Source organism: Streptomyces sp. NPDC048671 (genome assembly GCF_055587045.1).
The window spans coordinates 201,728-226,282 of the sequence record NZ_JBVJHB010000013.1 but is presented as its reverse complement, the minus strand read 5'-3'; the positions used below and the strand labels follow the sequence as shown (position 1 = coordinate 226,282).

Here is a 24,555-nt window from a genome sequence, read left to right as displayed (position 1 = left end):
CCGCATGAGCTTTGGGCAAGGGGGGCCCTCCTGGGGGCCGGGCGACAGCGGGACTCCGGACTGGGCGGCGCTGGCCGAGCAGTCCGCGGCGCGGGCCAGACGCAAGAGGTGGCTGATGATCGGCGGGGGCGCGGTGGCCACCGCCGCGGTCGCCGCGATCGTGGCCACGGCCGTCATCTCGACCAACAAGGACGACTCCGCCGCGTCCGGCGGGAAGAACGCGAGCCAGCTGCCCTCGGCGACCGACCTGCCGAGCGAGACGGCGCAGCCCGAGCCGTCCTTCTCCTCGGTGCAGCCGCCGCCCCCGCCGGACCCGAAGGACTACATATCCGACGTGAAGAAGGACCGGGCGCCCGTCAGCGCCGACGCCTTCTTCCCCGGCAAGCAGCTGAAGATGGGCGACCGCGTCTACGCCAAGGGCGCCACGAACCGCACCACGAACTGCGCCGCGACCACCCAGGGCGCACTCGGCTCCATCCTCGCCGGCAACGGCTGCGACCAGGTCATCCGTGCCACGTACAGCCGCGACGGCGTGGCCGTGACCATCGGGCTGGCGGTCTTCAAGACCGAGGCCCAGGCCAAGAAGGCCGCCGAGCAGGCCTCCGGCGGCATCGCGTCGCTGAGCGGCTCGGGTGTGCCGACCTTCTGCCGCGGCGGAACCGTCTGCCGCCGTACGGCCAACTCCTACGGCCGGTACGCCTACTTCACGGTCGGCGGCTTCACCAGCGGCAAGAGCGTCACCAAGGCCGACAAGAACGTGTTCGCCGTCGGCGACGACCTGACGAACTTCACGTTCCGGCAGATCCGCCACCGCGGCGAGGTCCAGGCATCGGCAGCCGCCACCGCCCCCACCACCTGACCCGGTCTCGGTCGCTTCCCTCCCTTTCAGCCACTCCGTTCAGTCACCTCTTCCCGATGCGGGGGATCTGCCGCTGTGCGCCTTGCCTTCCCGCTCGCGTTCCTGCGCATCGTGCGCCACCGCGACGCGATCGGCACCGACCTCGCGCCCGACGAGGCCGTGGCCCTCGACGCGCCGGACACCCCGCTGCGCGCCGCCCTCGCCGCGGCGGTGGCCGGAGACCACGCACCGGCCCGGGAGCTCCTCGCCGCCACCCGGACGCACGCCCAGTGGGAACGCAGGGACGCCTGCGTGAGCCGGCTGGCCCGGACCGCGCTGCACCACGACGGCTGGCTGGAGAGCTGGGTCCAGGAGTCGCCCGGGGACCCGGACGCGATCCTCGTCGTGGCCGACTTCCAGCTCCAGCAGGCCTGGCGGATACGGACGGACGCCGGCGCCGAGGACGTGGAACGCGACCGGTTCCAGGCCTTCTTCGCGCTCCTGGAGGACGCCGTACCGGTGATCGGCGCCGCGGCCGAGCTGAACCCCGCCGACCCGGTCCCGTGGCGCATCGCCCTCACGCACGCCCGCGGCATCCAGGCCCCGCGCGAGGTCTTCGACGCGTATCTGGCCGAGGCGCGGGCCCGCGACCCGCACCACTCCGGCTGCCACCAGCAGGCCCTGCAGTACCTGTGCGCCAAGTGGTTCGGCTCGCACGAGGAGATGTTCCGGTACGCCGAGCGGGTGGCGGCATCGGCCCCGCCCGGCTCGAAGCTGCACGCGCTGCCGCTGCGGGCGGCGCTGGAGTACCGGCTGTCCGCGCAGGACGGACCGGACGGGCCGGACGGCCCCGACCCGTACGGCCCCGAGACCGAGGCGGCCCTCACCCGGGCCCTGGGCCTCTCCGGCAGCTACCCGGCGGGCGAACGCGAGGCGGCCGGCTTCCGCAACGAGCTGGCCCTGATGCTGATCATGGACGACCGGCCGGCCGAGGCCCTCGACGTGTTCCGGGCCATCGGGGTGCACGCCACGGAGTTCCCCTGGGCCCGGCTCGGCGACCCCCTCACCGAGTTCCTCGAAGCCCGCTCGGACGTCCGGATCGACCTCGCCTCGCAGGTCCCGTTCTTCCGCCGCCCGCCCGAGCCGCCCGCCACCGACGCGGACGCCCCGGACTGGGCGGAGCTGGCCCCGCGCACGGTCGCCATCGTGCCCGCTCCCCCGGCCGAGGTCGCCCAGGCCGCCCTGCTCTGCGGCTACTCCCTGCGTACGGCCCCGGCCGGCGAGGGCTCCAGCTACGTCGAGGTGGTCCCGGAGGCCGTCCGCAGCCGGCGTACGGCGCTGCTCCCCGAGGAGCCCCTGACAGCGGCGGCCGAGACCTTCACGACCGGGGAGAGCTGGCCGGCCCTGGTCCTGCACCGCGCGCCGGGGCGCAGCAGCATCACCGCCCTCCACCAGGGCCGGACGCACGCCACGCACACCTGGCACACCGAGTCCCCCACCCCCGACCACACCGAGGTCCGGGCCACCGCGCAGAGCCTCGCGCACCTCTACCAGCAGGCCGACCCGCGCCCCCTGGCCCACATACTGCGCTCCACCGGCGACCCGGCCGGGCACCAGGAGGACCTGGTGACGGCCCTGGGCCTGCCGCCCGTGCCACCGGGCTTCGGAGGGGAGACCCAGGTCCTCGGTGAGCTCCCCGGAGCCAGGGTGCTGGCCAGGCGCGGACTCCTGGCGGGGATGCGCGACACGATGTCCACGGACAGCGGCGGCCATCCGCCGGAGCCCCGCCCCCCGCACACCCCGCGCCGGCTGCTGATCCGGACACTGATGCTGCTGGTCCTCGCCCCGGCCGCCGCCTTCGCGTGGTGGAGCCCGCAGATCGGCTGGTTCCGCTCCTCACTGCTGAGCGGTGCGGCGCTGTACGCGGCGGGGTCGCTCACGGGCGCGCTGCGCAGGCGCGGTCAGGCCACGGCCTGACCCCTCGTACGGGCCCCTCCGGTCAGCAGCAGCCGGCCCCCGGCAGGGTCCGCACGTTACGGGCCTCGACCGCCCGCGCCGCCAGCAACTCATCGGCGGGGTACGCGACTTCCTCCAGCGTCAGCCCGTGCGGCCGCACGACATGCACCCCGGGGTCCCGCACCCGGGCCGCCAGCACCTCGGCCGGCCAGGCCGCCGGGCGCCGCCCGTCCCCCACGAACAGGGCCGCGCCGATCAGCGCCCGCACCATGTTGTGGCAGAACGCGTCGGCCTGCACGGTCGCCGTCATGATCCCGGACGCCTCGTCCCGTACCCAGCTCAGCTTCTGCAAGGTACGGATGGTCGTCGCACCCTCGCGCTTCTTGCAGTACGCGGCGAAGTCGTGCTCCCCGGTCATCCGCGCCGCCGCCTCGTTCATCGCGGCAACGTCCAACGGCCGGTCGTGCCACAGGACATGACCCCGCACCAGCGGGTCCACCCCGCCCGGCCGGTCCGCCACCCGGTAGGCGTACCTGCGCCACAGCGCCGAGAAGCGGGCGTTGAACCCCGCCGGCGCCTCCTCGATCCGCCGGATCCGCACATCGGACGCCATCCGCCCGGCCATCCGCCGCAGCAGCTTGTCCGCGTGCTCGGCCCACACCTCGGCCGGCAGGTCCACGTGCGCGACCTGGCCGCGGGCGTGCACCCCGGCATCGGTGCGCCCGGCCACGGTCAGGTCGTACGTCCGCGAGGAGCGGGTCACCGTGCGCAGGGCATCCTCGATCTCCCCCTGGACGGTCCGCCGGCCGGTCTGCTTCGCCCAGCCCGAGAAGTCCTTGCCGTCGTAGGCCAGGTCCAGCCGCACCCGTACGAAACCGGGCTCCACTACGTCACTCACCAGCGATCCTCTCAAGATCCGTGCACAGCAGAACGGGCCCGCACCGCCCCGAAGGGTGATGCGGGCCCGCCCAGTGGTCTCAGAACGCTCAGGCGTCCTTCGACTCCTCGTCAGCCTCGGCCGGCTTGGCGTCCTCGACGGACTCGACCGGGGTCTCGTCCTTCTTGAGGGCGTCTTCCTTGACCGCACGCTTTGTGGCGGCCTCGGCCTCACCGGTGGCAGCCTGCGCCACGGTCAGGGCCTCGACCAGCTCGATGACGGCCATCGGGGCGTTGTCGCCACGACGGTTGCCGATCTTGGTGATACGGGTGTAACCACCGGGGCGGTTCTCGTACCGCGGGGCGATCTCGGTGAAGAGCGTGTGCACGATGCCCTTGTCCGTGATCGACTGCAGCACCAGGCGACGGTTGTGGATGTCGCCCTTCTTCGCCTTGGTGATGAAACGCTCCGCGACCGGACGCAGGCGGCGGGCCTTGGCCTCGGTCGTGGTGATGCGGCCGTGCTCGAACAGCGCCTTCGCAAGGTTGTTGAGAAGGTGCTTCTCGTGCGCAGCGCTGCCGCCCAGACGGGCGCCCTTGGCGGGCTGAGGCATGGTATTTCTCCTTGTGTGCTGCACCGGCCGTATCAGGTACCGGTGTCAGTTCCCGAGCGGCGGTCGCCACACGGAAGTATTCATCCGCCACACGCACTCGACATCAAACCCGCATATCAAGCCCGTCCAGCGCTTGAGGACACCCCTCTCACGCCCGAGCCCGAAATCCAAGCCCGTCCGGCGCTTGAGGACACCCCCCTCGCACCCGAGCCCGAAATTCAAGCCCGTCCGTCGATTGAGGACAAAGCCCTCGCCCGGTCCGGGGCGCCCATCACAAGGACACGCACCCCAGCCGGAGGCGAATCAGTACTGCTCGGTCTCCACAAAACCCGCATCCGCATCGTCGTCCGCGCCGAACGCGTCCGCCGCGGCGGTGGGGTCGAAGCCGGGAGGCGAGTCCTTCAGCGCCAGGCCCATACCGGCCAGCTTCGCCTTGACCTCGTCGATCGACTTCGCACCGAAGTTGCGGATGTCGAGCAGATCGGCCTCGGAACGAGCCACGAGCTCACCCACGGAGTGGATGCCCTCGCGCTTGAGGCAGTTGTACGAGCGGACCGTGAGCTCCAGCTCCTCGATCGGCAGCGCCAGATCGGCAGCGAGCGCGGCGTCCGTCGGCGACGGGCCCATGTCGATGCCCTCGGCGTCGATGTTGAGCTCGCGCGCCAGACCGAACAGCTCGACCAGGGTCTTACCGGCCGACGCCATGGCGTCACGGGGACGCATGGCCTGCTTGGTCTCGACGTCGACGATCAGCTTGTCGAAGTCGGTGCGCTGCTCGACACGGGTCGCCTCGACCTTGTACGTGACCTTGAGCACCGGCGAGTAGATGGAGTCGACCGGAATCCGGCCGATCTCCTGGCCCACCTGCTTGTTCTGGACCGCGGAGACGTAGCCGCGACCGCGCTCGACGGTCAGCTCCATCTCCAGCTTGCCCTTGCCGTTCAGCGTGGCCATGACGAGGTCCGGGTTGTGGACCTCGACACCGGCCGGCGGGGCGATGTCGGCAGCGGTGACCAGGCCGGGACCCTGCTTGCGCAGGTACATCACGACCGGCTCGTCGTGCTCCGAGGAGACGACCAGCTGCTTGATGTTGAGGATGAGGTCGGTGACGTCCTCCTTGACACCCGGCACGGTGGTGAACTCGTGCAGGACGCCGTCGATCCGGATGCTGGTGACAGCGGCACCGGGGATCGAGGAGAGGAGCGTACGGCGAAGAGAGTTACCGAGCGTGTAGCCGAAGCCCGGCTCCAGGGGCTCGATGACGAACCGCGAACGGAACTCGTCAACGACCTCTTCGGTCAGCGACGGACGCTGAGCGATAAGCATGGTGTGAATCCTTCAGTCGTGGGCGCCCACTATTTGACGCCCTACAGATGAAACAAGGATACGGGCGGCACACCCCCGTAGGGGGCATACCGCCCGTACCCACGCTACTGGCGCACGGCCGTCACCGGCCGTTGCGCATCAGACGCGGCGACGCTTCGGCGGACGGCAGCCGTTGTGCGGCGTCGGGGTGACGTCCTGGATCGAACCGACCTCGAGGCCCGTGGCCTGGAGGGAGCGGATCGCGGTCTCGCGGCCGGAGCCCGGACCCTTCACGAAGACGTCAACCTTGCGCATGCCGTGCTCCTGCGCGCGGCGGGCGGCCGACTCGGCGGCCATCTGCGCGGCGAAGGGGGTGGACTTGCGCGAGCCCTTGAAGCCGACGTGGCCGGCGGAGGCCCAGGAGATCACGTTGCCCGCGGGGTCCGTGATCGAGACGATGGTGTTGTTGAACGTGCTCTTGATGTGCGCGTGGCCGTGAGCGACGTTCTTCTTTTCCTTGCGACGCACCTTCTTGGCTGCGCCCTGACGACCCTTGGGGGGCATGTCTTTACTCCAGATGGAGAGGGGAGGTGATCGGTCCTACAGCGAAGACCGCTGGATGCTGCGGATGCCCGGTGACCCGGACGTTCGCAGTGCGTCCGCTGAGGACTACTTCTTGCCCGGCTTCTTCTTACCGGCGATCGCGCGACGCGGGCCCTTGCGGGTACGCGCGTTCGTGCTGGTCCGCTGGCCGTGCACCGGCAGACCACGGCGGTGACGAATGCCCTGGTAGCAGCCGATCTCGATCTTGCGGCGGATGTCGCCCTGGATCTCGCGGCGGAGGTCACCCTCGGTGCGGAGGTTGGCGTCCACGTACTCGCGGATCTTGACCAGGTCCTCTTCGGCCAGGTCACGAACGCGGGTGTTCGGGTTCACGCCGGTGGTGGCGAGGATCTCCTTGGACCGGGTGCGCCCGATACCGAAGACGTAGGTGAGGGCAACCTCCACGCGCTTTTCGCGCGGGATGTCAACACCTGAAACGCGTGCCATTCAATGGCTCCAGTTGTCATTTCGGGGGTCTTCCGCAGTGCCGCTCCCGATCGCCGACCGCTCGCTGGGAGCGGTGGTACGCCCGGGTCTCCGGCCCCCGCCGGAGGTGTCGTCAGCCGTGGCTTGGACGGGCAGTGCGTATGTACGTTTACGTGCGTCGCGCGAAGTACTGCGAGATGCGAGGGGGTCGTGCGTCAGCCCTGGCGCTGCTTGTGGCGCAGGTTGTCGCAGATGACCATGACCCGACCGTGACGGCGGATCACCTTGCACTTGTCGCAGATCTTCTTGACGCTCGGCTTGACCTTCATGGGATGTCAGGTTCTCCGGGTCAGTGCCAGCACCCGCCGAAGCGGAATGTGGGCAAGATCTACTTGTAGCGGTAGACGATCCGGCCACGCGTCAGGTCGTACGGGGAGAGCTCCACGACGACCCGGTCATCGGGAAGGATTCGGATGTAGTGCATCCGCATCTTCCCGCTGATGTGCGCGAGGACCTTGTGACCGTTCTGGAGCTCCACCCTGAACATGGCGTTCGGGAGAGACTCGATCACGGTGCCCTCAATTTCGATGGCACCTTGCTTCTTGGCCACGCTTCGCCTTTCGAATCGGCTACCTTGATCGGCTCTGCACACTCGTGTGCATACATACGGGCACACTGATGCACGAGAGCCGACGAGTCAGTCTACGTCAGCGGACTCCAAAAGACGAATCCGTCAAGTTTGCCCACCGCGGGAGATCCTTAGACCTCCGCGCCACCGTCAATCACCCCGGCGGGCGCGGTGCGGATCATTCAGCCCAACGGGTGCGGTTCATTCAGCCCAGCGGGTCCGGCGCCGCCTCCACGCCGTACTGCGCCAGCTTCTCGCGGCCGCAGTCCGGTGCGGTGAGCACCAGCGGGCCCTCCTCCGTGAGGGCGATGGAGTGCTCCCAGTGGGAGGACCAGCTGCCGTCGGTCGTGAGGACGGTCCACTCGTCGGCCATCACCTCGGTGCGTGCGGTGCCGAGCGAGACCATCGGTTCGATGGCCAGGCAGACACCGGGCACCAGCTTGATGCCCTTGCCGCGCTTGCGGGCGACGTAGTTCAGCACGTGCGGGTCCATGTGCATCTCGGTGCCGATGCCGTGGCCGCCGTAGTCCTCGACGATCCCGTACTTGCCGGTCGACGGGCGGGGCTGGCGGCGGATGTAGGACTCGATCGCCTTCGAGATGTCGACGAGGCGGTTGTTCACCTTCATCGCGGCGATGCCGGCCCACATCGACTCCTCGGTCACCCGGGACAGCTCGACGAGCTCCGGAGCGTGACCGGTGCCGACGAAGGCCGTGTACGCGGCGTCGCCGTGCCAGCCGTCGATGATCGCGCCGGCGTCGATGGAGATGATGTCGCCGTCCTTGAGGACGGTCTTGTCGTCCGGGATGCCGTGGACGACGACCTCGTTGACCGAGGTGCAGATCGTCGCGGGGAATCCGCCGTAACCGAGGAAGTTCGACTTCGCACCGTGGTCGGCGATCACCTTGCGGGCGACCTGGTCCAGGTCCAGCGTGGTGGCGCCGGGCACCGCGGCCTCTCGGGTGGCCGCGTGAATGGCAGCGACCACCAGCCCCGCCTCACGCATCTTCGCGATCTGCTCGGGGGTCTTGATCTGCACCATTGCGCGGCGCCTTTCTGGGTGGACGGTGACGGGTGCGGCGTACTCCACGATACGGCCGCAAACAGTCGGGCGCGGCGCCCATGGACGCCGCGGCCGACTGTGCACTCACATGTACTGCGGGGTTCGCTCTCAGGCCTCGTCGGGCTTCTTGAGCGCCTCCATGGCCCGCTCGGTCACATCGGTGACCTTGCCGAGCGCGGAGATGGTGACCACCAGGTTCTGTGCCCTGTAGTAGTCGATGATCGGCTCGGTCTGCGTGTGATAGACCTCAAGCCGGGTGCGGACCGTCTCTTCGCTGTCGTCGTCGCGCTGGTACAGCTCGCCACCGCAGGTGTCGCAGACACCCTCGGTCTTCGGCGGGTTGTACGTCACGTGGAACACGTGCGCGCTCTCGTTGCGGCAGACGCGGCGGCCCGCGATCCGCTTCACGACCTCGTCCTCCGGGACTTCGAGGTCGAGAACCGCGTCGAGCTTTACGCCCTCGTCCTTGAGCATCACATCAAGGGCCTCGGCCTGACCCACGTTGCGCGGGAAGCCGTCGAGCAGGAAGCCGTTGACCGCGTCCTGCTGGGACATGCGGTCCTTGGCCATCCCGATCGTGACCTCGTCCGGCACCAGCTGTCCCGCGTCCATGAAGGCGCGGGCCTGCTTGCCAAGGTCAGTGCCCTGGCTGATGTTGGCGCGGAAGAGGTCGCCCGTGGAGATGTGCGGAATCGACAGGTTCTTGGCAAGGTACGCAGCCTGCGTTCCCTTGCCGGCACCCGGCGGGCCGACGAGGACGATTCGCATCAGCGGAGGAACCCTTCGTAATTGCGCTGCTGGAGCTGACTCTCGATCTGCTTCACGGTTTCCAGACCCACACCCACGATGATCAGGATGCTCGTCCCGCCGAACGGGAAGTTCTGGTTGGCGCCACCGAAGCCTGCCAACGCCATCGTTGGCACAAGAGCGATCAGACCCAGGTACAGCGAGCCCGGCCAAGTGATCCTGTTGAGCACGTAGCTCAGGTACTCGGCAGTAGGTCGACCAGCCCGGATACCCGGAATGAAGCCACCATACTTCTTCATGTTATCGGCGACTTCCTCGGGGTTGAACGAAATCGCCACGTAGAAGAAGGCGAAGAAGACGATCAACAGGAAGTACGCGGTGATGTAGTACGGGTGGTCGCCCTTGACGAAGTGGTCCTTGATCCAGGTCGCCCAGGCTGCCTGGGAGTTGGAGAACTGGACGATCAGGGCCGGGATGTAGAGCAGCGAAGAAGCGAAGATGACGGGAATCACACCCGCCTGGTTGACCTTCAGCGGGATGTAGGTGGACGTACCACCGTAGGACCTGCGGCCGATCATGCGCTTCGCGTACTGCACCGGGATACGGCGCTGGGCCTGCTCGACGAAGACCACGAGGGCCACCATCACGAAGCCGATCAGGATGACGGTGCCGAACTCGATCCAGCCGTCCGCGAGCTTGCCGCTCGTCTTGATGGCCCACAGGGCGCCGGGGAAGCTGGCGGCGATCGAGATGAACATCAGGATCGACATGCCGTTGCCGATGCCGCGGTCGGTGATGAGCTCACCGAGCCACATGACGGCGGCGGTGCCGGCGGTCATCGTGGTGACCATGACGATGGTCGTGAAGATCGAGTGGTTCGGGACGATCTGATCGGCGACGGGGCAGCCGCTGAACAGTGCGCCACTGGTGGCCGTGGCCACCAGGCCGGTGCCCTGGAGGATGGCGAGCGCGACCGTCAGATAACGCGTGTACTGCGTGATCTTTGCCTGGCCGGACTGCCCCTCCTTCTTGAGCGCCTCTAGTCGGGGAATCACCACGGTCAGCAGCTGAAGAATGATGCTGGCCGTGATGTACGGCATGATGCCGAGCGCGAAGATCGTGATCTGCAGCAGTGCACCACCGCTGAACATGTTCACCAGGCCGAAAAGGCTGTTGTTGCCCTTACTTGCCTGATCAACACAGGTCTGGACGTTCTCGTAACTCACCCCCGGGACCGGGATGTGCGCCCCGAGCCGGTAGAGCACGATGATGCCGAGCGTGAAGAGCAGCTTCTTGCGCAGGTCGGGCGTCTTGAACGCCCGGGCGAACGCGGTGAGCACGGTGCCTCCTGCGACCCCCGCGCAATGCGTAGAGGTGACGGTCTTGAGGATTGACGAATACGTAACAGTCAAAGGTCCCCGGGCGGCTTGCGTCCAGGGCTTACCACAGCAACGGACGCCACCTTACCGGCGTACATGCCCCCCTAGGAACGACCAACCGGGGATGCCCCATATGAGAGGCATCCCCGGTCGGATGTTCAGGCCACCTATGTGTCCGAGTTGTCTCAGACCAGCTCGGTGACAGTGCCGCCGGCAGCGGCGATCTTCTCCTTGGCGGAGCCGGAGACGGCGTCAACCGAAACCTGCAGCGCCACGGAGATCTCGCCCTGTCCGAGGACCTTGACGAGGTGGTTGTTGCGCACCGCACCCTTGGCGACCAGATCGGCCACCGTGACCTCTCCACCCTCGGGGTAGAGCGTGCCGAGCTTGTCCAGGTTCACGACCTGGTACTCGGTGCGGAACGGGTTCTTGAAGCCCTTGAGCTTCGGGAGACGCATGTGGAGGGGCATCTGCCCGCCCTCGAAGCGCTCCGGAACCTGGTAGCGGGCCTTGGTGCCCTTGGTGCCACGTCCGGCGGTCTTACCCTTGGACGCCTCGCCTCGACCCACACGGGTCTTGGCGGTCTTGGCGCCCGGGGCAGGCCGGAGGTCGTGGGCCTTCAGCGGCTGGTTCTCCGCCATGTCAGTCGACCTCCTCAACCGTCACGAGGTGGCGGACGGTGTTAGCCATTCCGCGGAACTCGGGGCGGTCCTCCTTGACAACCACGTCGTGCAGGCGCTTGAGCCCGAGCGAACGCAGGGTGTCGCGGTGGTTCTGCTTGCTGCCGATGTACGACTTGGTCTGTGTGATCTTCAGGCGAGCCATCACATACCTGCCGCTCGAGCACGGAGCAGAGCAGCGGGGGCCACGTCCTCGAGGGGCAGACCACGGCGAGCCGCGATCTCCTCGGGACGCTGGAGACCCTGAAGGGCCGCCACCGTCGCGTGCACAATGTTGATCGGGTTCGAAGAACCGAGCGACTTCGACAGGATGTCGTGAACGCCGGCGCACTCCAGAACGGCGCGCACCGGGCCACCCGCGATCACACCGGTACCGGGGGAAGCAGGCTTGAGCAGAACAACGCCCGCAGCCTTCTCGCCCTGGATCGGGTGAGGGATGGTGCCCTGGATACGCGGAACCTTGAAGAAGCTCTTCTTGGCCTCTTCAACGCCCTTGGCGATGGCCGCGGGAACTTCCTTGGCCTTGCCGTATCCGACACCGACGCTGCCGTCACCATCGCCCACCACGACCAGCGCGGTGAAGCTGAAGCGACGACCACCCTTCACGACCTTGGCGACGCGGTTGATCGCGACGACACGCTCGACGTACGCGGTCTTCTCGGCGGCGCTGGCGCCACCGTCACGGCCCTTCCGGTCCCGCCGCTCGCCGCCACCGGCACCGCTTCCGCGGCGCTGGGGTCCAGCCATTGGAATTACCTCTCTCTGTTACGTCCGCTGTGCGTAGGAACCGGGGCTTAGAACTTCAGCCCGGCTTCACGGGCGGCGTCAGCCAGAGCGGCAATCCGCCCGGCGTACTGGTTGCCACCGCGGTCAAACACGACGGCCTCGACGCCTGCGGCCTTGGCGCGCTCGGCGACCAGGGCCCCGACCTGCTTGGCGAGGGCGCTCTTGTCACCCTCGACGCCGCGGATGGAGGCGTCAAGCGTCGACGCCGACGCGAGCGTGTGGCCCGCGATGTCGTCGATGACCTGAGCGACCATGTGGCGGTTCGAACGCGTCACAACCAAGCGCGGACGCTCGGGCGAACCGGAGATGTGCTTCCGGACGCGGATGTGGCGGCGCTTGAGGGCGGCACGCTTGTAGGCGTCGCCCTTGGCGATCTTTACACCGTATGCCATGGCTTACTTACCCGCCTTTCCGACCTTGCGGCGGATAACCTCGCCGGCGTACTTGACGCCCTTGGCCTTGTACGGGTCAGGCTTCCGCAGCTTGCGGATCTTCGCCGAAACCTCGCCGACCTTCTGCTTGTCGATGCCCTCGACACTGAACTTCGTGGGCGACTCGACCTTGAAGGTGATGCCTTCGGGGGCCTCGATGAGGATCGGGTGGCTGTAGCCCAGGGCGAACTCCAGGTTGGAGCCCTTCGCCTGGACGCGGTAACCGACACCGCTGATCTCGAGCGCCTTGATGTATCCCTGGGTCACACCGGTGATCATGTTCGCCACCAGCGTGCGGGACAGGCCGTGAAGGGCCTTGTTCTGACGCTCGTCGTTCGGGCGGACGACGTTCAGAACGCCGTCCTCACCCTTGGTGACCTCGATCGGCGCGGCGACGGTGTGCGAGAGGGTGCCCTTGGGCCCCTTCACCGCGACCGTGCGGCCATCGATGGTGACGTCCACACCGGCGGGAACCTGGATGGGGAGCTTGCCGATTCGCGACATGAGCTTTTCCTCCGTTCCCGACTACCAGACGTAGGCGAGGACTTCCCCACCTACGCCCTTCTTGCTGGCCTGCTGGCCGGTCAGGAGACCGTGGGACGTGGAGATGATCGCCACGCCCAGGCCGCCGAGAACCTTCGGCAGATTGGTGGACTTTGCGTATACACGCAGACCCGGCTTCGAGATGCGCTTGATGCCGGCAATCGAACGCTCGCGGTTCGGACCGAACTTCAGGTCGAGAACGAGGCTCTTGCCGACCTCGGCGTCCTCGACCTTCCAGCCGGTGATGAAGCCCTCCTGCTGGAGGATCTCCGCGATGTGCGACTTGATCTTGCTGTGCGGCATCTTGACGTCGTCGTGATACGCCGAGTTCGCGTTACGCAGACGCGTGAGCATGTCTGCGATGGGATCAGTCATGGTCATGAGTTGGCCTTCGGCCTCTCTCGCCGGGGTTTCCTGTATGCGCCATCCCTCTCCCCACTCAGTGGCGGGACGGGTGCGGTGCGGGGACCTACGGCGTAGTAAGTCGGTCTAGGGCGGCAGGCGCCCAACCACACAAGCCTACGGCATGTGAGGGCGGGCTCCTGCCGACCAGATACTTACCGAGAGCTTCCGGATAATCCCAACGCCCAAAGGGCGAAGGAGGATTACCAGGAGCTCTTGGTCACGCCCGGCAGCTCGCCACGGTGAGCCATCTCACGAAGGCACACGCGGCACAGGCCGAACTTGCGGTAGACGGAGTGGGGCCGGCCGCAGCGCTGGCAGCGGGTGTACCCGCGGACGGCGAACTTCGGCTTGCGGGCAGCCTTAGCGATCAGGGACTTCTTCGCCACGGTCAGTTCTCCTTGAACGGGAAGCCGAGGTGACGAAGGAGGGCACGACCCTCGTCGTCATTGGTCGCCGTGGTGACCACGGTGATGTCCATGCCCCGGACCCGGTCGATCTTGTCCTGGTCGATCTCGTGGAACATGACCTGCTCCGTGAGACCGAAGGTGTAGTTGCCACGGCCGTCGAACTGCTTCGGCGACAGGCCACGGAAGTCACGGATACGCGGAAGCGCGAGCGACAGCGTACGGTCCAGGAACTCCCACATGCGGTCACCACGGAGGGTGACGTGGCAGCCGATCGGCTGCCCCTCGCGCAGCTTGAACTGCGCGATCGACTTGCGGGCCTTGGTGACGGCCGGCTTCTGGCCGGTGATCGTGGTGAGGTCGCGCACGGCGCCATCGATCAGCTTGGAGTCGCGGGCGGCGTCGCCCACACCCATGTTGACCACGATCTTGACCAGACCGGGGATCTGCATGACGTTCTCGTAGGAGAACTCCTCACGCAGCTTGCCGGCGATTTCCTCGCGGTAGCGCGTCTTGAGACGCGGCGCAGTGGTGGTAGTCATCAGATGTCCTCACCGGTGCGCTTGGCAACGCGGATCTTGTTGCCCTCGTCGTCAAAGCGGTAGCCGACGCGAGTAACGACCTTGTTGCCGTCCTTCTCAACAACCAGCTGCACGTTGCTGACGTGGACGGGGGCCTCGGTCGTCACAATGCCACCGGTCTGCGAACCGCGAGCGGTCTGACCGGCCTTGGTGTGCTTCTTGACCCGGTTGACACCCTCGACGAGGACGCGGTCCTGAGCAGGGTAGGCAACGATGACCTTGCCCTGCTTGCCCCGGTCCTTACCGGTGATGACCTGAACCAGGTCGCCCTTCTTGATCTTCATGCTTACAGCACCTCCGGCGCGAGCGAGATGATCTTCATGAACTTCTTCTCGCGCAGCTCACGGCCCACCGGGCCGAAGATACGGGTGCCGCGGGGGTCGCCGTCGTTCTTCAGAATGACTGCGGCGTTCTCGTCGAAGCGGATGTACGAGCCATCCTGACGACGACGCTCCTTGACGGTGCGAACGATGACGGCCTTGACGACGTCACCCTTCTTCACGTTGCCACCGGGGATCGCGTCCTTGACGGTGGCGACGATGACGTCACCGATGCCCGCGTAGCGGCGACCCGAGCCACCGAGAACACGGATGGTGAGAATTTCCTTCGCACCCGTGTTGTCGGCGACGCGCAGTCGCGACTCCTGCTGGATCACGTCTATCTCCTGATCGTCTGCCGGTTCCCGGCGGGGGCCGCTCCGTTACCGGAGCGAGCCCCCACCGAGCCTGGCGGAACCTGCCTGAGGGGAATGCCCCTCAGGAATTACTTGGCCTTCTCGAGGATCTCGACGACGCGCCAACGCTTCGTGGCGGACAGCGGCCGGGTCTCCATGAGGATGACACGGTCGCCGACGCCGGCGGCGTTCTGCTCGTCGTGAGCCTTGAGCTTGTTCGTACGGCGGATGACCTTGCCGTACAGCGCGTGCTTGACGCGGTCCTCGACAGCGACGACGACGGTCTTGTCCATCTTGTCGCTGACGACCAGACCCTCACGGGTCTTACGGAAACCGCGGTCAGTGTTCGTCTCAGTCACAGTCTTCTCGCTCATCAGACGCTCTCCACCGTCTCGATGCCGAGCTCGCGCTCGCGCATCAGGGTGTAGATCCGGGCGATGTCCTTACGGACGGACTTGAGCCGGCCGTGGTTCTCGAGCTGACCCGTCGCCGCCTGGAAGCGGAGATTGAACAGCTCTTCCTTGGCCTCGCGGAGCTTGTTGAGGAGCTCCTCGTTGCCCAGCTCGCGCAGCTCGGACGTCTTGGTACCGGCCGACATCACGACTCACCTGCCTCGCGCCGAACAATCCGGCACTTCATCGGAAGCTTGTGAGCAGCGCGGGTGAGCGCCTCACGAGCAATCTTCTCGTTCGGGTAGGACAGCTCGAACATCACCCGACCGGGCTTGACGTTCGCGATCCACCACTCGGGAGAACCCTTACCGGAACCCATGCGGGTCTCGGCAGGCTTCTTCGTCAGGGGGCGGTCCGGGTAGATGTTGATCCAGACCTTGCCGCCACGCTTGATGTGACGGGTCATCGCGATACGAGCGGACTCGATCTGACGGTTCGTCACGTACGCCGGGGTCAGCGCCTGGATGCCGTACTCGCCGAACGCAACCTGCGTGCCACCCTTGGACATACCGCTGCGCTTCGGGTGGTGCTGCTTGCGGTGCTTGACCCTACGGGGGATCAGCATTTCGGTCAGGCCTCCGTTCCGGTGCTCTCAGCCGCCGGAGCAGCGGCGGACGCCTCGGCCTTGGGGGCCTCGGCGGCCGGAGCCGACTGCTGCGGCTTGCGGCCGCGACCGCCACGCTCGCCGCCACCACGGCCACCGCGGCCGGCCGGACGGTCAGCGCCGCCACGGGCCGGGCGGTTGCCCGCACGGGCAGCAGCGTTCTCGGCGCGGACCTCGGCGATGTTCTTGACATCGCCCTTGTAGATCCAGACCTTCACACCGATACGGCCGAAGGTCGTCTTGGCCTCGAAGAAGCCGTAGTCGACGTTCGCACGGAGGGTGTGCAGGGGCACACGGCCCTCGCGGTAGAACTCCGAGCGGGACATCTCGGCGCCGCCGAGACGACCGCCGCACTGGATCTTGATGCCCTTGGCGCCGGCCTTCATCGTGCTCTGCATGCTCTTGCGCATCGCACGACGGAAGGAGACGCGGGAGGAGAGCTGCTCGGCGACGGCCTGGGCCACCAGCTGAGCGTCCACCTCGGGGTTCTTGACCTCGAGGATGTTCAGCTGGACCTGCTTGCCGGTCAGCTTCTCCAGCTCGCCACGGATGCGATCGGCCTCGGCGCCGCGGCGACCGATGACGATGCCCGGACGGGCGGTGTGGATGTCAACGCGGACTCGGTCGCGGGTGCGCTCGATCTCGACCTTCGAGATGCCGGCCCGCTCCATGCCCTTCGTCATCATGCGACGAATGGCAACGTCTTCCTTGACGTAGTCCTTGTACAGCTTGTCGGCGTACCAACGGGACTTGAAGTCCGTGGTAATGCCGAGCCGGAACCCATGAGGGTTAACCTTCTGGCCCATTACCGGGTTCCTTCCTTGCTGCTGACGACCACGGTGATGTGGCTGGTCCGCTTACGGATCCGGTAGGCACGGCCCTGAGCACGCGGACGGAACCGCTTCAGGGTCGGACCCTCGTCCACAAACGCCTCGCTGATGACCAGCGAAGAGGCGTCGGGGTGGTCGTAGTTGTGTGCAGCGTTGGCAATGGCGCTGTCGAGCACCTTGCCAACCGGCACGCTCGCGGCCTGCGGGGCGAAACGCAGGACCGCCTGAGCCTCCGTGGCATCCATGCCACGGATGAGGTCCACCACTCGGCGGGCCTTCATGGGCGTGACGCGGATGTACCGCGCCTGGGCCCTGGCTTCCATGGTTGTCCCTTCAGTGTGAGTCGTCATAGTCGTTTCCACCCCGCGCTAGCGGCGCTTCGACTTCCGGTCGTCCTTGACGTGGCCGCGGAAGGTGCGAGTCGGCGAGAACTCGCCGAGCTTGTGGCCGACCATCGACTCGGTGACGAACACCGGGACGTGGATCTTGCCGTTGTGCACCGCGATGGTGTGACCCAGCATGGCCGGGATGATCATCGAGCGACGGGACCAGGTCTTGATGACGTTCTTGGTGCCGGCTTCGTTCTGTACGTCCACCTTCTTGACGAGGTGGCCGTCTACGAAGGGCCCCTTCTTGAGACTGCGCGGCATCTAAACCCGCTCCTAGCGCTTCTTGTTCGTCTTGCGGCGGCGGACGATGTACTTGCTCGATGCCTTCTTCGGCGAGCGAGTACGACCCTCCTTCTGACCCCACGGCGAGACCGGGTGACGTCCACCGGAGGTCTTGCCTTCACCACCACCGTGCGGGTGGTCGACCGGGTTCATCGCAACACCGCGGACGGACGGGCGAACGCCCTTCCAGCGCATGCGACCGGCCTTGCCCCAGTTGATGTTCGACTGCTCGGCGTTGCCGACCTCACCGATCGTGGCGCGGCAGCGGGCGTCGACCAGGCGGATCTCACCCGACGGCATACGAAGGTGGGCCATGGTGCCCTCCTTCGCCAGCAGCTGCACGGAGGCACCCGCGGAACGGGCGAACTTCGCGCCGCCGCCGGGCCGCAGCTCGATGGCGTGGAGGGTCGTACCGACCGGGATGTTGCGCAGCGCCAGGTTGTTACCGGGCTTGATGTCGGCGGCCGGACCGTTCTCGACACGGTCGCCCTGCGTCAGGCCGCGCGGCGCGATGATGTAGCGCTTCTCGCCGTCGGCGTAGTGCAGCAGCGCGATGCGCGCGGTGCGGTTCGGGTCGTACTCGATGTGCGCGACCTTCGCCGGCACGCCGTCCTTGTCGTGACGACGGAAGTCGATCACTCGGTAGGCGCGCTTGTGTCCGCCACCCTGGTGGCGAACGGTGATCCGACCGGTGTTGTTACGGCCGCCCTTGCTGTGCAGGGGACGGACCAACGACTTCTCCGGCGTGGACCGCGTGATCTCGACAAAGTCGGCGACGCTGGAGCCACGACGGCCCGGGGTCGTCGGCTTGTACTTGCGGATACCCATTTCTCAGTCCTCGTCCGATTCCGGACGACTCGACCTCCGCTAGGAGGTCGGGCCGCCGAAGATGTCGATTCGGTCGCCCTCAGCGAGGGTCACGATGGCGCGCTTGGTGTCAGCGCGCTTGCCGAAACCGGTCTTGGTGCGCTTGCGCTTACCCTGCCGGTTGATCGTGTTGACCCCGGTGACCTTGACCGAGAAGACCGCTTCCACGGCCTGCTTGATCTGGGTCTTGTTGGAGCCGGGCGCGACGATGAACGTGTACTTGTTCTCGTCGAGCAGCGCGTAGCTCTTCTCCGAGACAACCGGCTTGACGAGAACGTCACGCGGGTCGTCGTAGGTCTTGCTGGTAACGGTCGCCTCGCTCATCAGGCGTCGCTCCCTTCGGTCTCAGCGGTCTGGGGGCCAGACACGAAGGACTCGAAAGCGGCCTGGGTGAAGACCACGTCGTCAGAGACGATCACGTCGTACGTGTTCAGCTGGCCCGGGTCCAGGATGTGCACCTGGGGCAGGTTGCGTGCGGAGAGCCACGCGGCCTCGTCGTTGCGGTCGACGACCAGGAGCACGTTCTTGCGCTCCGAGATCTTGCCGAACAGCGTCTTCGCGGCCTTCGTGGAGACTGCGGCACCCTCGACCACGCCGGTGACGACGTGGATGCGGGAGTGGCGCGCCCGGTCGGAGAGGGCACCGCGCAGAGCGGCGGCCTTCATCTTCTTCGGGGTGCGCTGCGAGTAGTCACGCGGCTTGGGGCCGTGTACGACGCCACCGCCGACGAACTGCGGCGCGCGGGTCGAACCCTGGCGCGCGCGGCCGGTGCCCTTCTGGCGGTAAGGCTTGCGCCCACCACCGCGGACTTCGCCGCGACGCTTGGTCGAGTGCGTGCCCTGACGGGCAGCTGCCAGCTGTGCGACAACGACCTGGTGGATCAGCGGAACGCTGGTCTTCGCGTCGAAGATCTCCGCGGGGAGCTCGACGGTACCGGCCTTGTCGCCTGCCGGCGAAAGGATGTCAATGGTGCTCATTACCTCAAGCCCCCTTGGCCGCGGTACGGACCAGGACGAGGCCGCCGTTCGGACCGGGGACTGCGCCCTTGATGAGCAGCAGACCCTTCTCCGCGTCAACCGCGTGGATGGTCAGGTTCTGGGTGGTGACGCGCTCGTTACCCATCCGGCCGGCCATGCGCATGCCCTTGAAGACACGCCCAGGGGTGGCGCAGCCACCGATCGAACCGGGGGAACGGTGCTTGCGCTGGACGCCGTGGCCGGCGCCGAGGCCCTTGAAGTTGTGACGCTTCATGACACCGGCGAAGCCCTTGCCCTTGCTCTTGCCCGTGACGTCAACCTTGACGCCGGACTCGAACACCTCGGCAGTGACCTCCTGGCCCAGCGTGTACTCGCTGGCGTCAGGGGTGCGGAGCTCCACCAGGTGGCGGCGCGGGGTCACGTCGGCCTTGGCGAAGTGGCCCTTGAGGGGCTTGTTCACCTTGCGCGGGTCGATCTCGCCGAAGGCGATCTGGACCGACTCGTAGCCGTCGCTGTCGTTGGTGCGGACCTGGGTCACGACACACGGCCCGGCCTTGACGACGGTCACCGGGACAACCCGGTTGTTCTCGTCCCAGACCTGGGTCATGCCGAGCTTCTCGCCCAGGACGCCCTTAATGTTCTTAGCCATCTCGCGCGTCACCTCAGAGCTTGATCTCGATGTCGACGCCTGCCGGCAGGTCGAGACGCATGAGCGAGTCGACCGTCTTCGGCGTGGGGTCGAGAATGTCGATGAGGCGCTTGTGCGTGCGCATCTCGAAGTGCTCGCGAGAGTCCTTGTACTTGTGCGGCGACTTGATGACGCAGTACACGTTCTTCTCAGTGGGCAGCGGCACCGGGCCTGCGACCGACGCACCAGTGCGGGTCACCGTCTCGACGATCTTCTTCGCCGAGGAGTCGATGACCTCGTGGTCGTAGGCCTTGAGCCGGATGCGGATCTTCTGTCCCGCCATGGCTACTAGTAGTCCTGTCTCTCGTAACGCTCTGGAACCCGGGGTTCTGATTACTCCGCCTCCGACCCACGCGGTCGGGCGTGTCGCATCCCCTCTACGAAAATCTCCCGAAGAAGATCCCAACCAAGGGGGTGCGGGCCTGTAGACCGCGCTGCCGGGGGAGGAACCCCACCGGGCGCCTGGCCGGTGCCACACATACGCTTCCCGAAAGATTCCCGTACGTCCGGTCCACATGGGGCCGACGAGTACTGTGGGACTCGCTTCCGGTCCTCCCGGCGGGAGGCGCGCAGCATTGACACTCAACCGAGCAACCTGGTCAGTGTGCCATACGGGGTGTGAGCCTGGCCAATCGGGCGTGGGATCTTACCCCCCGGGGTCCGATGGTCAAACGCGGGCACGCGTCGGCAACCCCCGTTCGCCTCCCCAGGGCGGCTAATTCGGTCGAGTAGCGCAGCTCATCGCCCCTACAGTGACCGGCCGGACCAGGCACGTCACCGGGGGCGGGAATCCTGCGTACGCACTATCCGCGGACACCGCACCTGCCCTGGTCACCGGGGGCCGCCTCGGACGACGTGCGCCTCGCGGACCTCGCCGGACTCGCCGGCGCCGAGGTCGTGGTCACCGAGAAGCTGGACGGCGAGAACACCACGCTGTACGCCGACGGACTGCACGCCCGCTCCCTCGACTCCGCCCACCACCCCTCCCGGGCCCGGATCAAGGCGCTCCAGGGACGCGTCGGCCCCCGCATCCCGGCGGGCCGGCGGATCTGCGGCGAGAACGTGTTCGCCCGCCACTCCATCCCGTACGAGGACCTGGCCGGCCACTTCTACGGCTTCTCCGTCTGGGACGGCGACCTCTGCCTCGGCTGGGACCGGACCGTGGCGTTCCTGCGGGACCTGGGCATCCCGACCCCGCCGGTGCTGTGGCGCGGGGTGTTCGACGCCCGTGCGCAGCGGACGCTGCGGGCCCTGCGCCCGGACACCGGACGCCAGGAGGGTTACGTCGTACGTCCCGCCGAGGCCTTTCCGGCCGCCGCGTTCGGGCGGCGGGTGGCCAAGTGGGTACGCCCCGGCCACGTCCGGACGGACACCCACTGGATGCACGCCGCGGTGGTGGAGAACGGGCTCGGGCCGTCCGCCGCGCTGTGGGACGTGCGCTCGGGCGCCCCGGTGGACCCCGCCGCCCTCGCCACCGCCGTGGGAACCGCCCCCGGCGACGCCCCGGCCGCCCTCGCGACGGCCGACGAACTGGACGGCCTGAGCCTCACCGGCGACGACCGGCTGACCGGGGTACTGGCCGCCCTCCTCCACCGCACCCGTCGCGCGGCCCTCGCCCCCGCGCTGGCCGCCCCCCTCGGCATGCCGCTCGCCCGCCGCATCGCGGACCTCGGGTCTTTCGTTTGGATCAGGCTGGATCAGGGAGCGGGGTCCGGTGCCGTGCATCGCAAGGCGGAGGAGGGAGCCATGGCGGAGTCATGGCGACCGACGACAACGCCGCGAGGTGCGGTGCCGGACCCCGCGAGCCCAGCATGATCCAAACGAGAGGCCCTAGCCGGACTCGCCCCCTCACTGCACCGCCCCTACCCGGACGAGGAGCGCCGCGGCGGACTGGCGCGGATGTCGCTCGCCGCCGGGCTGCCGGTGCTGCACGCGGTGGCCGGCGGGCTGGCCGGCACCCCGGAGGCCCGCGAACAGGTGGAGTGGTCGCAGCTGCACGCTCAGCAGGTCCGCGAACCGGACGGGCTCCGGGAAACGTTCGCCGGCCTGGAGCGCGATGCGGCCGACCGCTGCCTGGCGCAGGCCCGTCACGCGTACGCGCTGGGCCGGATCAGTACCGCGCAGGAGGCGGTCGCCGCGACCTGGCGGTGGCGGGACGGGGCCTTCCCGCGCCTGGTCCACCTCGTCGGCCCCTCGGGCAGCGGCAAGAGCACCTTCGGCCGCGCACTGCCGGGCACCGGCACCTACATCTCCCTCGACGACCTGCGCCTCGCCCGCGGCTCGCGCGCCGACCAGAGCGCCAACGCGGACGTCCTGCGCGAGGGGCTGCGCCGCCTGGAGGCCGCGCTGCTCCCCGGCGCCACCGTGGTCTGGGACGCCACCTCGCTCAACCCGCACCAGCGCGACCTGGTGCACGCGGCCGCCCATCGCCGGAACGCGCTGGTCACCCACGCCGTGGCCTGGACCGGCGAGGAGGAGCTGACCGCGCGCAACACCCGCCGCGCCCACCCGGTCCCCCCGGAGGTACTGGCCTCCCAGCTGCGCCGCTTCGTACCGCCGTACCCCGGCGAGGCCCACCGCACCTGGTACATCGGCACCAGCACAACAGTGGAGGACCGGGCCTGATGCGTACGAGCGAGGAGATCTACCACCGGGTCCGCTGGGACCCCCGGTTCGACCCGGCGCGCTTCGTCCTGGGCGTCGCCCAGCGCTCCGCCGCCCCCAAGCGCGTGCCGCTGGAACGGTTCACCCCCGGCGGGGACATCCCCTGGCACCGGGTGCTGTTCTTCGAGGCGGACGGCGAGACGGTGTGGGACCGCACCTCGGGCGTCGACTGGATCGACGCGACGGACGCCGTCCGGATCCGCACCCCGCGCAGGCTGCCGTCCCCTTACTTCACCTCCCGCGCCCCGCACGCGTTCTCCCCTTATACGGACACCTGGGAACCGGCACCGGCCGGGTCGGCGAGCCCGGTCACCTCACTCACCGTGCCGACCGTGCTGACCGTGCTGACAGTGCTGACCGTGCTGACCTGGAACACCCTCTGGGACCGGTACGACAGCGACCGGATCGACACGGCCCGCCGCCGCCCCCTGCTGCTCGACGCCCTGTACGCGGCGGACGCGGACGTCATCGCGCTCCAGGAGGCGGAGCCCGCGCTGCTGGACCTGCTGCTGGGGACCGACTGGGTGCGGGACGGGTACACGCTCGCCACGGACCCGGCCGGCCGGGACGCGGCGGACTGCGGTCTGCTGCTGCTCAGCCGGCTTCCGGTGCGCGAGGCGGGGCTGCACGTCCTCGGCCCGCACAAGGCGGTGGCCGCAGCGGTCGTGGAGACGGCCGAGGGCCCCGTCACCGTGGCCGCGACCCACCTCAGCAGCGACCACTCCCCCGCCGGAGCCGCCCGCCGGGACACCGAACTCGCGGAACTGGCAACGGGGCTGGCCGGGGTCGAGGGCGAGGTGCTGCTCGTCGGGGACTTCAACGACGGCGGCGACCGCCCGCAGACCCGGCTGGCGATGACGGACGCCTGGCACGAGGTGCACGGCCCCGCCGACCGGACCCCGACCTTCGACCCGTGCGCCAACCCACTGGCCGCCGTCTCCTCACTGGCGGGCCGCGTCTCCCGGCTGGACCGGGTACTGCTGCGGACGGACCGGCTGCGGGCCCGGACAGCGCAGCTGACCGGCGACGCGCCGGGCCCGGAGGGGCTGTACATCTCCGACCACTACGGGGTACGGGTGGAGCTGGGCACGGCGGTTCCGGCTGTGTACATCTCCGACCACAACGGGGTACGGGCGGAGCCGGACCTGCGCCGGCACCTGGACGAGCCCCACGTCGACCTGGTCACCGTGGCGACCGGCGCGCTCTCCCCCGCCGACGCGGGCCACCTCGCGGAACGCGTCGCCGCAGCCCTCCCCGGCGCCCGGGTCCATGTCGTCGGCTCCCGGCGCATGGGCTGCGCGCTGCCGGACGCGGACCTGGACCTGGTGGCGGCACTGCCCGGCGCGTGTGACCCGGTCCTTCTACGGCAACGGCTCGCCGCCGCGCTCCCGGAGGCTCGGGAAGTCCGCGAGGTCGCCGGCGCCCGGGTGCCCGGCCTGCGCTTCCACCTGGACGGGCTCGACATCGACCTGGTCACCGTGGCGACCGGCGCACTCTCCCCCGCCGACGCGGTCGCCCGCCGTGCGGAGCTGGGCGAGGCGGCGGCCGTAGCGCTGAGCGCGGTGAGCGACGCGGCGGCGGTGCTCGCGGCGGCGGAACCCCAGCGGGACGCCTTCACGGTCCTCGCCCGGAACGTCAAGGCGTGGGCGCGGGCCAGGGGCCTGGACTCCGCCCCCTGCGGCGGGCTGCCGGGCCTCGCCTGGAGCGTCCTCGCGGCCCGTACCGCACACGAGTCGGGCGAGCTGCCGCAGCTCGCGCTGCTCCGGCACTTCTTCGCGACCTGGGCGGCGTGGGACTGGGCGAGGCGGTGGGACCGGCTGCGTCCGCCGGGGCGCCCGTCACGGTGCTGACCCCGACTTCCCCC

At 68.3% G+C, this 24,555-nt stretch carries 34 protein-coding genes and 2 pseudogenes; 5 read left to right on the top strand and 31 right to left on the bottom strand.

What is annotated here, in order from left to right; genetic code table 11:
• Nucleotides 1–4: 4 nt before the first annotated feature.
• Both ACZ6S6_RS26665 and ACZ6S6_RS26660 read left to right on the top strand, forming a co-directional pair.
• Nucleotides 5–859 (top strand): hypothetical protein, encoded by an 855-nt coding sequence (locus ACZ6S6_RS26665; protein WP_469707117.1) that lies wholly within the window; start codon nucleotides 5–7, stop codon nucleotides 857–859.
• Between the two features lie 75 nt (nucleotides 860–934).
• Nucleotides 935–2,815 (top strand): hypothetical protein, encoded by a 1,881-nt coding sequence (locus tag ACZ6S6_RS26660; protein ID WP_469707116.1) that lies wholly within the window; start codon nucleotides 935–937, stop codon nucleotides 2,813–2,815.
• 22 nt (nucleotides 2,816–2,837) lie between these two features.
• Here the strand turns inward: ACZ6S6_RS26660 and truA are convergent, their stop codons facing one another.
• The 31 genes from truA to rpsJ form a co-directional block, all read right to left on the bottom strand.
• On the bottom strand, nucleotides 2,838–3,692 hold the full coding sequence (truA, locus tag ACZ6S6_RS26655) for a tRNA pseudouridine(38-40) synthase TruA (RefSeq protein ID WP_469707115.1): 855 nt from the start codon (nucleotides 3,690–3,692) through the stop codon (nucleotides 2,838–2,840).
• An 88-nt stretch (nucleotides 3,693–3,780) separates the two neighbouring features.
• Nucleotides 3,781–4,284 (bottom strand): 50S ribosomal protein L17, encoded by a 504-nt coding sequence (gene rplQ / locus ACZ6S6_RS26650; protein ID WP_362966950.1) that lies wholly within the window; start codon nucleotides 4,282–4,284, stop codon nucleotides 3,781–3,783.
• Between the two features lie 303 nt (nucleotides 4,285–4,587).
• Nucleotides 4,588–5,610: a DNA-directed RNA polymerase subunit alpha gene (locus tag ACZ6S6_RS26645; RefSeq protein WP_024491600.1), complete on the bottom strand. Its 1,023-nt coding sequence runs from the start codon at nucleotides 5,608–5,610 to the stop codon at nucleotides 4,588–4,590.
• Nucleotides 5,611–5,748: 138 nt separating this feature from the next.
• Entirely contained in the window at nucleotides 5,749–6,153 is a 405-nt protein-coding gene (rpsK, locus tag ACZ6S6_RS26640; RefSeq protein WP_006376016.1) for a 30S ribosomal protein S11, read from the bottom strand.
• 105 nt (nucleotides 6,154–6,258) lie between these two features.
• Nucleotides 6,259–6,639 carry a 30S ribosomal protein S13 gene (rpsM, locus tag ACZ6S6_RS26635; protein ID WP_014047799.1) on the bottom strand — a complete coding sequence of 127 codons (381 nt, stop codon included), beginning with the start codon at nucleotides 6,637–6,639 and terminating at the stop codon, nucleotides 6,259–6,261.
• Between the two features lie 194 nt (nucleotides 6,640–6,833).
• Nucleotides 6,834–6,947: a 50S ribosomal protein L36 gene (gene rpmJ / locus ACZ6S6_RS26630; RefSeq protein WP_003956441.1), complete on the bottom strand. Its 114-nt coding sequence runs from the start codon at nucleotides 6,945–6,947 to the stop codon at nucleotides 6,834–6,836.
• Nucleotides 6,948–7,006: 59 nt separating this feature from the next.
• Nucleotides 7,007–7,228: a translation initiation factor IF-1 gene (gene infA / locus ACZ6S6_RS26625; protein ID WP_014047798.1), complete on the bottom strand. Its 222-nt coding sequence runs from the start codon at nucleotides 7,226–7,228 to the stop codon at nucleotides 7,007–7,009.
• A 223-nt stretch (nucleotides 7,229–7,451) separates the two neighbouring features.
• On the bottom strand, nucleotides 7,452–8,288 hold the full coding sequence (gene map / locus ACZ6S6_RS26620) for a type I methionyl aminopeptidase (protein ID WP_362966948.1): 837 nt from the start codon (nucleotides 8,286–8,288) through the stop codon (nucleotides 7,452–7,454).
• A gap of 129 nt (nucleotides 8,289–8,417) precedes the next feature.
• Nucleotides 8,418–9,077 (bottom strand): adenylate kinase, encoded by a 660-nt coding sequence (locus ACZ6S6_RS26615; protein ID WP_362966946.1) that lies wholly within the window; start codon nucleotides 9,075–9,077, stop codon nucleotides 8,418–8,420.
• On the bottom strand, nucleotides 9,077–10,396 hold the full coding sequence (gene secY / locus ACZ6S6_RS26610) for a preprotein translocase subunit SecY (RefSeq protein WP_362966944.1): 1,320 nt from the start codon (nucleotides 10,394–10,396) through the stop codon (nucleotides 9,077–9,079). Before secY ends, ACZ6S6_RS26615 begins: the two co-directional genes overlap by 1 nt.
• A 224-nt stretch (nucleotides 10,397–10,620) precedes the next feature.
• A complete protein-coding gene (gene rplO, locus ACZ6S6_RS26605; protein WP_362966942.1) occupies nucleotides 10,621–11,076 on the bottom strand; it encodes a 50S ribosomal protein L15 in 456 nt (151 codons plus the stop codon).
• A 1-nt stretch (nucleotide 11,077) separates the two neighbouring features.
• Nucleotides 11,078–11,260: a 50S ribosomal protein L30 gene (gene rpmD, locus ACZ6S6_RS26600; protein WP_024491595.1), complete on the bottom strand. Its 183-nt coding sequence runs from the start codon at nucleotides 11,258–11,260 to the stop codon at nucleotides 11,078–11,080.
• Nucleotides 11,260–11,862, bottom strand: coding sequence for a 30S ribosomal protein S5 (gene rpsE / locus ACZ6S6_RS26595; protein ID WP_123461068.1), 603 nt, complete (start codon nucleotides 11,860–11,862; stop codon nucleotides 11,260–11,262). Before rpsE ends, rpmD begins: the two co-directional genes overlap by 1 nt.
• A gap of 47 nt (nucleotides 11,863–11,909) precedes the next feature.
• The gene (rplR, locus tag ACZ6S6_RS26590) at nucleotides 11,910–12,293 is read right to left on the bottom strand and encodes a 50S ribosomal protein L18 (RefSeq protein ID WP_024491593.1); all 384 of its coding nucleotides are present in this window, start codon (nucleotides 12,291–12,293) and stop codon (nucleotides 11,910–11,912) included.
• Nucleotides 12,294–12,296: 3 nt separating this feature from the next.
• Nucleotides 12,297–12,836 (bottom strand): 50S ribosomal protein L6, encoded by a 540-nt coding sequence (gene rplF / locus ACZ6S6_RS26585; RefSeq protein ID WP_207318317.1) that lies wholly within the window; start codon nucleotides 12,834–12,836, stop codon nucleotides 12,297–12,299.
• Between the two features lie 21 nt (nucleotides 12,837–12,857).
• Entirely contained in the window at nucleotides 12,858–13,256 is a 399-nt protein-coding gene (rpsH, locus tag ACZ6S6_RS26580; RefSeq protein WP_024491591.1) for a 30S ribosomal protein S8, read from the bottom strand.
• Between the two features lie 224 nt (nucleotides 13,257–13,480).
• Complete coding sequence (locus ACZ6S6_RS26575; RefSeq protein ID WP_362966939.1) at nucleotides 13,481–13,666, bottom strand: type Z 30S ribosomal protein S14; 186 nt, start codon at nucleotides 13,664–13,666, stop codon at nucleotides 13,481–13,483.
• Nucleotides 13,667–13,668: 2 nt separating this feature from the next.
• Nucleotides 13,669–14,226: a 50S ribosomal protein L5 gene (gene rplE, locus ACZ6S6_RS26570; RefSeq protein ID WP_018550615.1), complete on the bottom strand. Its 558-nt coding sequence runs from the start codon at nucleotides 14,224–14,226 to the stop codon at nucleotides 13,669–13,671.
• Nucleotides 14,226–14,549, bottom strand: coding sequence for a 50S ribosomal protein L24 (gene rplX, locus ACZ6S6_RS26565; protein ID WP_362966937.1), 324 nt, complete (start codon nucleotides 14,547–14,549; stop codon nucleotides 14,226–14,228). Before rplX ends, rplE begins: the two co-directional genes overlap by 1 nt.
• A 2-nt stretch (nucleotides 14,550–14,551) precedes the next feature.
• Entirely contained in the window at nucleotides 14,552–14,920 is a 369-nt protein-coding gene (rplN, locus tag ACZ6S6_RS26560) for a 50S ribosomal protein L14 (protein WP_003966950.1), read from the bottom strand.
• A 107-nt stretch (nucleotides 14,921–15,027) separates the two neighbouring features.
• Entirely contained in the window at nucleotides 15,028–15,312 is a 285-nt protein-coding gene (gene rpsQ, locus ACZ6S6_RS26555; protein ID WP_024494977.1) for a 30S ribosomal protein S17, read from the bottom strand.
• Complete coding sequence (gene rpmC, locus ACZ6S6_RS26550; RefSeq protein WP_024494976.1) at nucleotides 15,312–15,536, bottom strand: 50S ribosomal protein L29; 225 nt, start codon at nucleotides 15,534–15,536, stop codon at nucleotides 15,312–15,314. The genes rpsQ and rpmC overlap by 1 nt, the downstream gene beginning before the upstream one ends.
• Nucleotides 15,536–15,955 carry a 50S ribosomal protein L16 gene (gene rplP / locus ACZ6S6_RS26545; protein WP_003966953.1) on the bottom strand — a complete coding sequence of 140 codons (420 nt, stop codon included), beginning with the start codon at nucleotides 15,953–15,955 and terminating at the stop codon, nucleotides 15,536–15,538. The genes rpmC and rplP overlap by 1 nt, the downstream gene beginning before the upstream one ends.
• A gap of 5 nt (nucleotides 15,956–15,960) precedes the next feature.
• Nucleotides 15,961–16,800 carry a 30S ribosomal protein S3 gene (rpsC, locus tag ACZ6S6_RS26540; protein ID WP_362966935.1) on the bottom strand — a complete coding sequence of 280 codons (840 nt, stop codon included), beginning with the start codon at nucleotides 16,798–16,800 and terminating at the stop codon, nucleotides 15,961–15,963.
• Nucleotides 16,800–17,147: a 50S ribosomal protein L22 gene (gene rplV, locus ACZ6S6_RS26535; protein ID WP_073733141.1), complete on the bottom strand. Its 348-nt coding sequence runs from the start codon at nucleotides 17,145–17,147 to the stop codon at nucleotides 16,800–16,802. The genes rpsC and rplV overlap by 1 nt, the downstream gene beginning before the upstream one ends.
• A 45-nt stretch (nucleotides 17,148–17,192) precedes the next feature.
• Entirely contained in the window at nucleotides 17,193–17,474 is a 282-nt protein-coding gene (gene rpsS, locus ACZ6S6_RS26530) for a 30S ribosomal protein S19 (protein ID WP_015610726.1), read from the bottom strand.
• Between the two features lie 12 nt (nucleotides 17,475–17,486).
• A complete protein-coding gene (gene rplB / locus ACZ6S6_RS26525; RefSeq protein ID WP_362966933.1) occupies nucleotides 17,487–18,323 on the bottom strand; it encodes a 50S ribosomal protein L2 in 837 nt (278 codons plus the stop codon).
• A gap of 39 nt (nucleotides 18,324–18,362) precedes the next feature.
• Nucleotides 18,363–18,686 carry a 50S ribosomal protein L23 gene (gene rplW / locus ACZ6S6_RS26520; protein WP_356322373.1) on the bottom strand — a complete coding sequence of 108 codons (324 nt, stop codon included), beginning with the start codon at nucleotides 18,684–18,686 and terminating at the stop codon, nucleotides 18,363–18,365.
• Nucleotides 18,686–19,339 (bottom strand): 50S ribosomal protein L4, encoded by a 654-nt coding sequence (rplD, locus tag ACZ6S6_RS26515; protein WP_362966931.1) that lies wholly within the window; start codon nucleotides 19,337–19,339, stop codon nucleotides 18,686–18,688. Before rplD ends, rplW begins: the two co-directional genes overlap by 1 nt.
• 4 nt (nucleotides 19,340–19,343) lie before the next feature.
• The gene (gene rplC / locus ACZ6S6_RS26510; RefSeq protein WP_014047781.1) at nucleotides 19,344–19,988 is read right to left on the bottom strand and encodes a 50S ribosomal protein L3; all 645 of its coding nucleotides are present in this window, start codon (nucleotides 19,986–19,988) and stop codon (nucleotides 19,344–19,346) included.
• A gap of 13 nt (nucleotides 19,989–20,001) precedes the next feature.
• Nucleotides 20,002–20,310 carry a 30S ribosomal protein S10 gene (rpsJ, locus tag ACZ6S6_RS26505; RefSeq protein WP_003948644.1) on the bottom strand — a complete coding sequence of 103 codons (309 nt, stop codon included), beginning with the start codon at nucleotides 20,308–20,310 and terminating at the stop codon, nucleotides 20,002–20,004.
• Between the two features lie 509 nt (nucleotides 20,311–20,819).
• On the opposite strand from rpsJ, the pseudogene ACZ6S6_RS26500 reads away from it, so the two are divergent.
• The 3 genes and pseudogenes from ACZ6S6_RS26500 to ACZ6S6_RS26490 all read left to right on the top strand — a co-directional run.
• Nucleotides 20,820–21,695: pseudogene (locus ACZ6S6_RS26500) on the top strand (RNA ligase family protein); the annotation flags it as partial.
• 162 nt (nucleotides 21,696–21,857) lie between these two features.
• Nucleotides 21,858–22,652, top strand: a pseudogene (locus tag ACZ6S6_RS26495) (AAA family ATPase); the annotation flags it as partial.
• Nucleotides 22,652–24,541, top strand: a complete 1,890-nt coding sequence (locus ACZ6S6_RS26490) for an RNA repair domain-containing protein (RefSeq protein ID WP_469707114.1) — start codon at nucleotides 22,652–22,654, stop codon at nucleotides 24,539–24,541. The pseudogene ACZ6S6_RS26495 and the gene ACZ6S6_RS26490, both read left to right, overlap by 1 nt.
• The last annotated feature ends 14 nt before the right edge of the window (nucleotides 24,542–24,555 follow it).

Bases quoted from the DNA above. Each gene is read 5' to 3' on its own strand.
- ACZ6S6_RS26665 (WP_469707117.1), top strand. From the start codon at position 5: ATGAGCTTTGGGCAAGGGGGGCCCTCCTGGGGGCCGGGCGACAGCGGG.
- rplQ (WP_362966950.1), bottom strand. From the start codon at position 4,284: ATGCCTCAGCCCGCCAAGGGCGCCCGTCTGGGCGGCAGCGCTGCGCAC.
- ACZ6S6_RS26645 (WP_024491600.1), bottom strand. From the start codon at position 5,610: ATGCTTATCGCTCAGCGTCCGTCGCTGACCGAAGAGGTCGTTGACGAG.
- rpsK (WP_006376016.1), bottom strand. From the start codon at position 6,153: ATGCCCCCCAAGGGTCGTCAGGGCGCAGCCAAGAAGGTGCGTCGCAAG.
- rpsM (WP_014047799.1), bottom strand. From the start codon at position 6,639: ATGGCACGCGTTTCAGGTGTTGACATCCCGCGCGAAAAGCGCGTGGAG.
- rpmJ (WP_003956441.1), bottom strand. From the start codon at position 6,947: ATGAAGGTCAAGCCGAGCGTCAAGAAGATCTGCGACAAGTGCAAGGTG.
- map (WP_362966948.1), bottom strand. From the start codon at position 8,288: ATGGTGCAGATCAAGACCCCCGAGCAGATCGCGAAGATGCGTGAGGCG.
- ACZ6S6_RS26615 (WP_362966946.1), bottom strand. From the start codon at position 9,077: ATGCGAATCGTCCTCGTCGGCCCGCCGGGTGCCGGCAAGGGAACGCAG.
- rplO (WP_362966942.1), bottom strand. From the start codon at position 11,076: ATGGCGGAGAACCAGCCGCTGAAGGCCCACGACCTCCGGCCTGCCCCG.
- rpmD (WP_024491595.1), bottom strand. From the start codon at position 11,260: ATGGCTCGCCTGAAGATCACACAGACCAAGTCGTACATCGGCAGCAAG.
- rpsE (WP_123461068.1), bottom strand. From the start codon at position 11,862: ATGGCTGGACCCCAGCGCCGCGGAAGCGGTGCCGGTGGCGGCGAGCGG.
- rplR (WP_024491593.1), bottom strand. From the start codon at position 12,293: ATGGCATACGGTGTAAAGATCGCCAAGGGCGACGCCTACAAGCGTGCC.
- rplF (WP_207318317.1), bottom strand. From the start codon at position 12,836: ATGTCGCGAATCGGCAAGCTCCCCATCCAGGTTCCCGCCGGTGTGGAC.
- rpsH (WP_024491591.1), bottom strand. From the start codon at position 13,256: ATGACCATGACTGATCCCATCGCAGACATGCTCACGCGTCTGCGTAAC.
- rplE (WP_018550615.1), bottom strand. From the start codon at position 14,226: ATGACTACCACCACTGCGCCGCGTCTCAAGACGCGCTACCGCGAGGAA.
- rplX (WP_362966937.1), bottom strand. From the start codon at position 14,549: ATGAAGATCAAGAAGGGCGACCTGGTTCAGGTCATCACCGGTAAGGAC.
- rpsQ (WP_024494977.1), bottom strand. From the start codon at position 15,312: ATGAGCGAGAAGACTGTGACTGAGACGAACACTGACCGCGGTTTCCGT.
- rpmC (WP_024494976.1), bottom strand. From the start codon at position 15,536: ATGTCGGCCGGTACCAAGACGTCCGAGCTGCGCGAGCTGGGCAACGAG.
- rplP (WP_003966953.1), bottom strand. From the start codon at position 15,955: ATGCTGATCCCCCGTAGGGTCAAGCACCGCAAGCAGCACCACCCGAAG.
- rpsC (WP_362966935.1), bottom strand. From the start codon at position 16,800: ATGGGCCAGAAGGTTAACCCTCATGGGTTCCGGCTCGGCATTACCACG.
- rplV (WP_073733141.1), bottom strand. From the start codon at position 17,147: ATGGAAGCCAGGGCCCAGGCGCGGTACATCCGCGTCACGCCCATGAAG.
- rpsS (WP_015610726.1), bottom strand. From the start codon at position 17,474: ATGCCGCGCAGTCTCAAGAAGGGGCCCTTCGTAGACGGCCACCTCGTC.
- rplB (WP_362966933.1), bottom strand. From the start codon at position 18,323: ATGGGTATCCGCAAGTACAAGCCGACGACCCCGGGCCGTCGTGGCTCC.
- rplW (WP_356322373.1), bottom strand. From the start codon at position 18,686: ATGAGCGAGGCGACCGTTACCAGCAAGACCTACGACGACCCGCGTGAC.
- rplD (WP_362966931.1), bottom strand. From the start codon at position 19,339: ATGAGCACCATTGACATCCTTTCGCCGGCAGGCGACAAGGCCGGTACC.
- rplC (WP_014047781.1), bottom strand. From the start codon at position 19,988: ATGGCTAAGAACATTAAGGGCGTCCTGGGCGAGAAGCTCGGCATGACC.
- rpsJ (WP_003948644.1), bottom strand. From the start codon at position 20,310: ATGGCGGGACAGAAGATCCGCATCCGGCTCAAGGCCTACGACCACGAG.
- ACZ6S6_RS26490 (WP_469707114.1), top strand. From the start codon at position 22,652: ATGCGTACGAGCGAGGAGATCTACCACCGGGTCCGCTGGGACCCCCGG.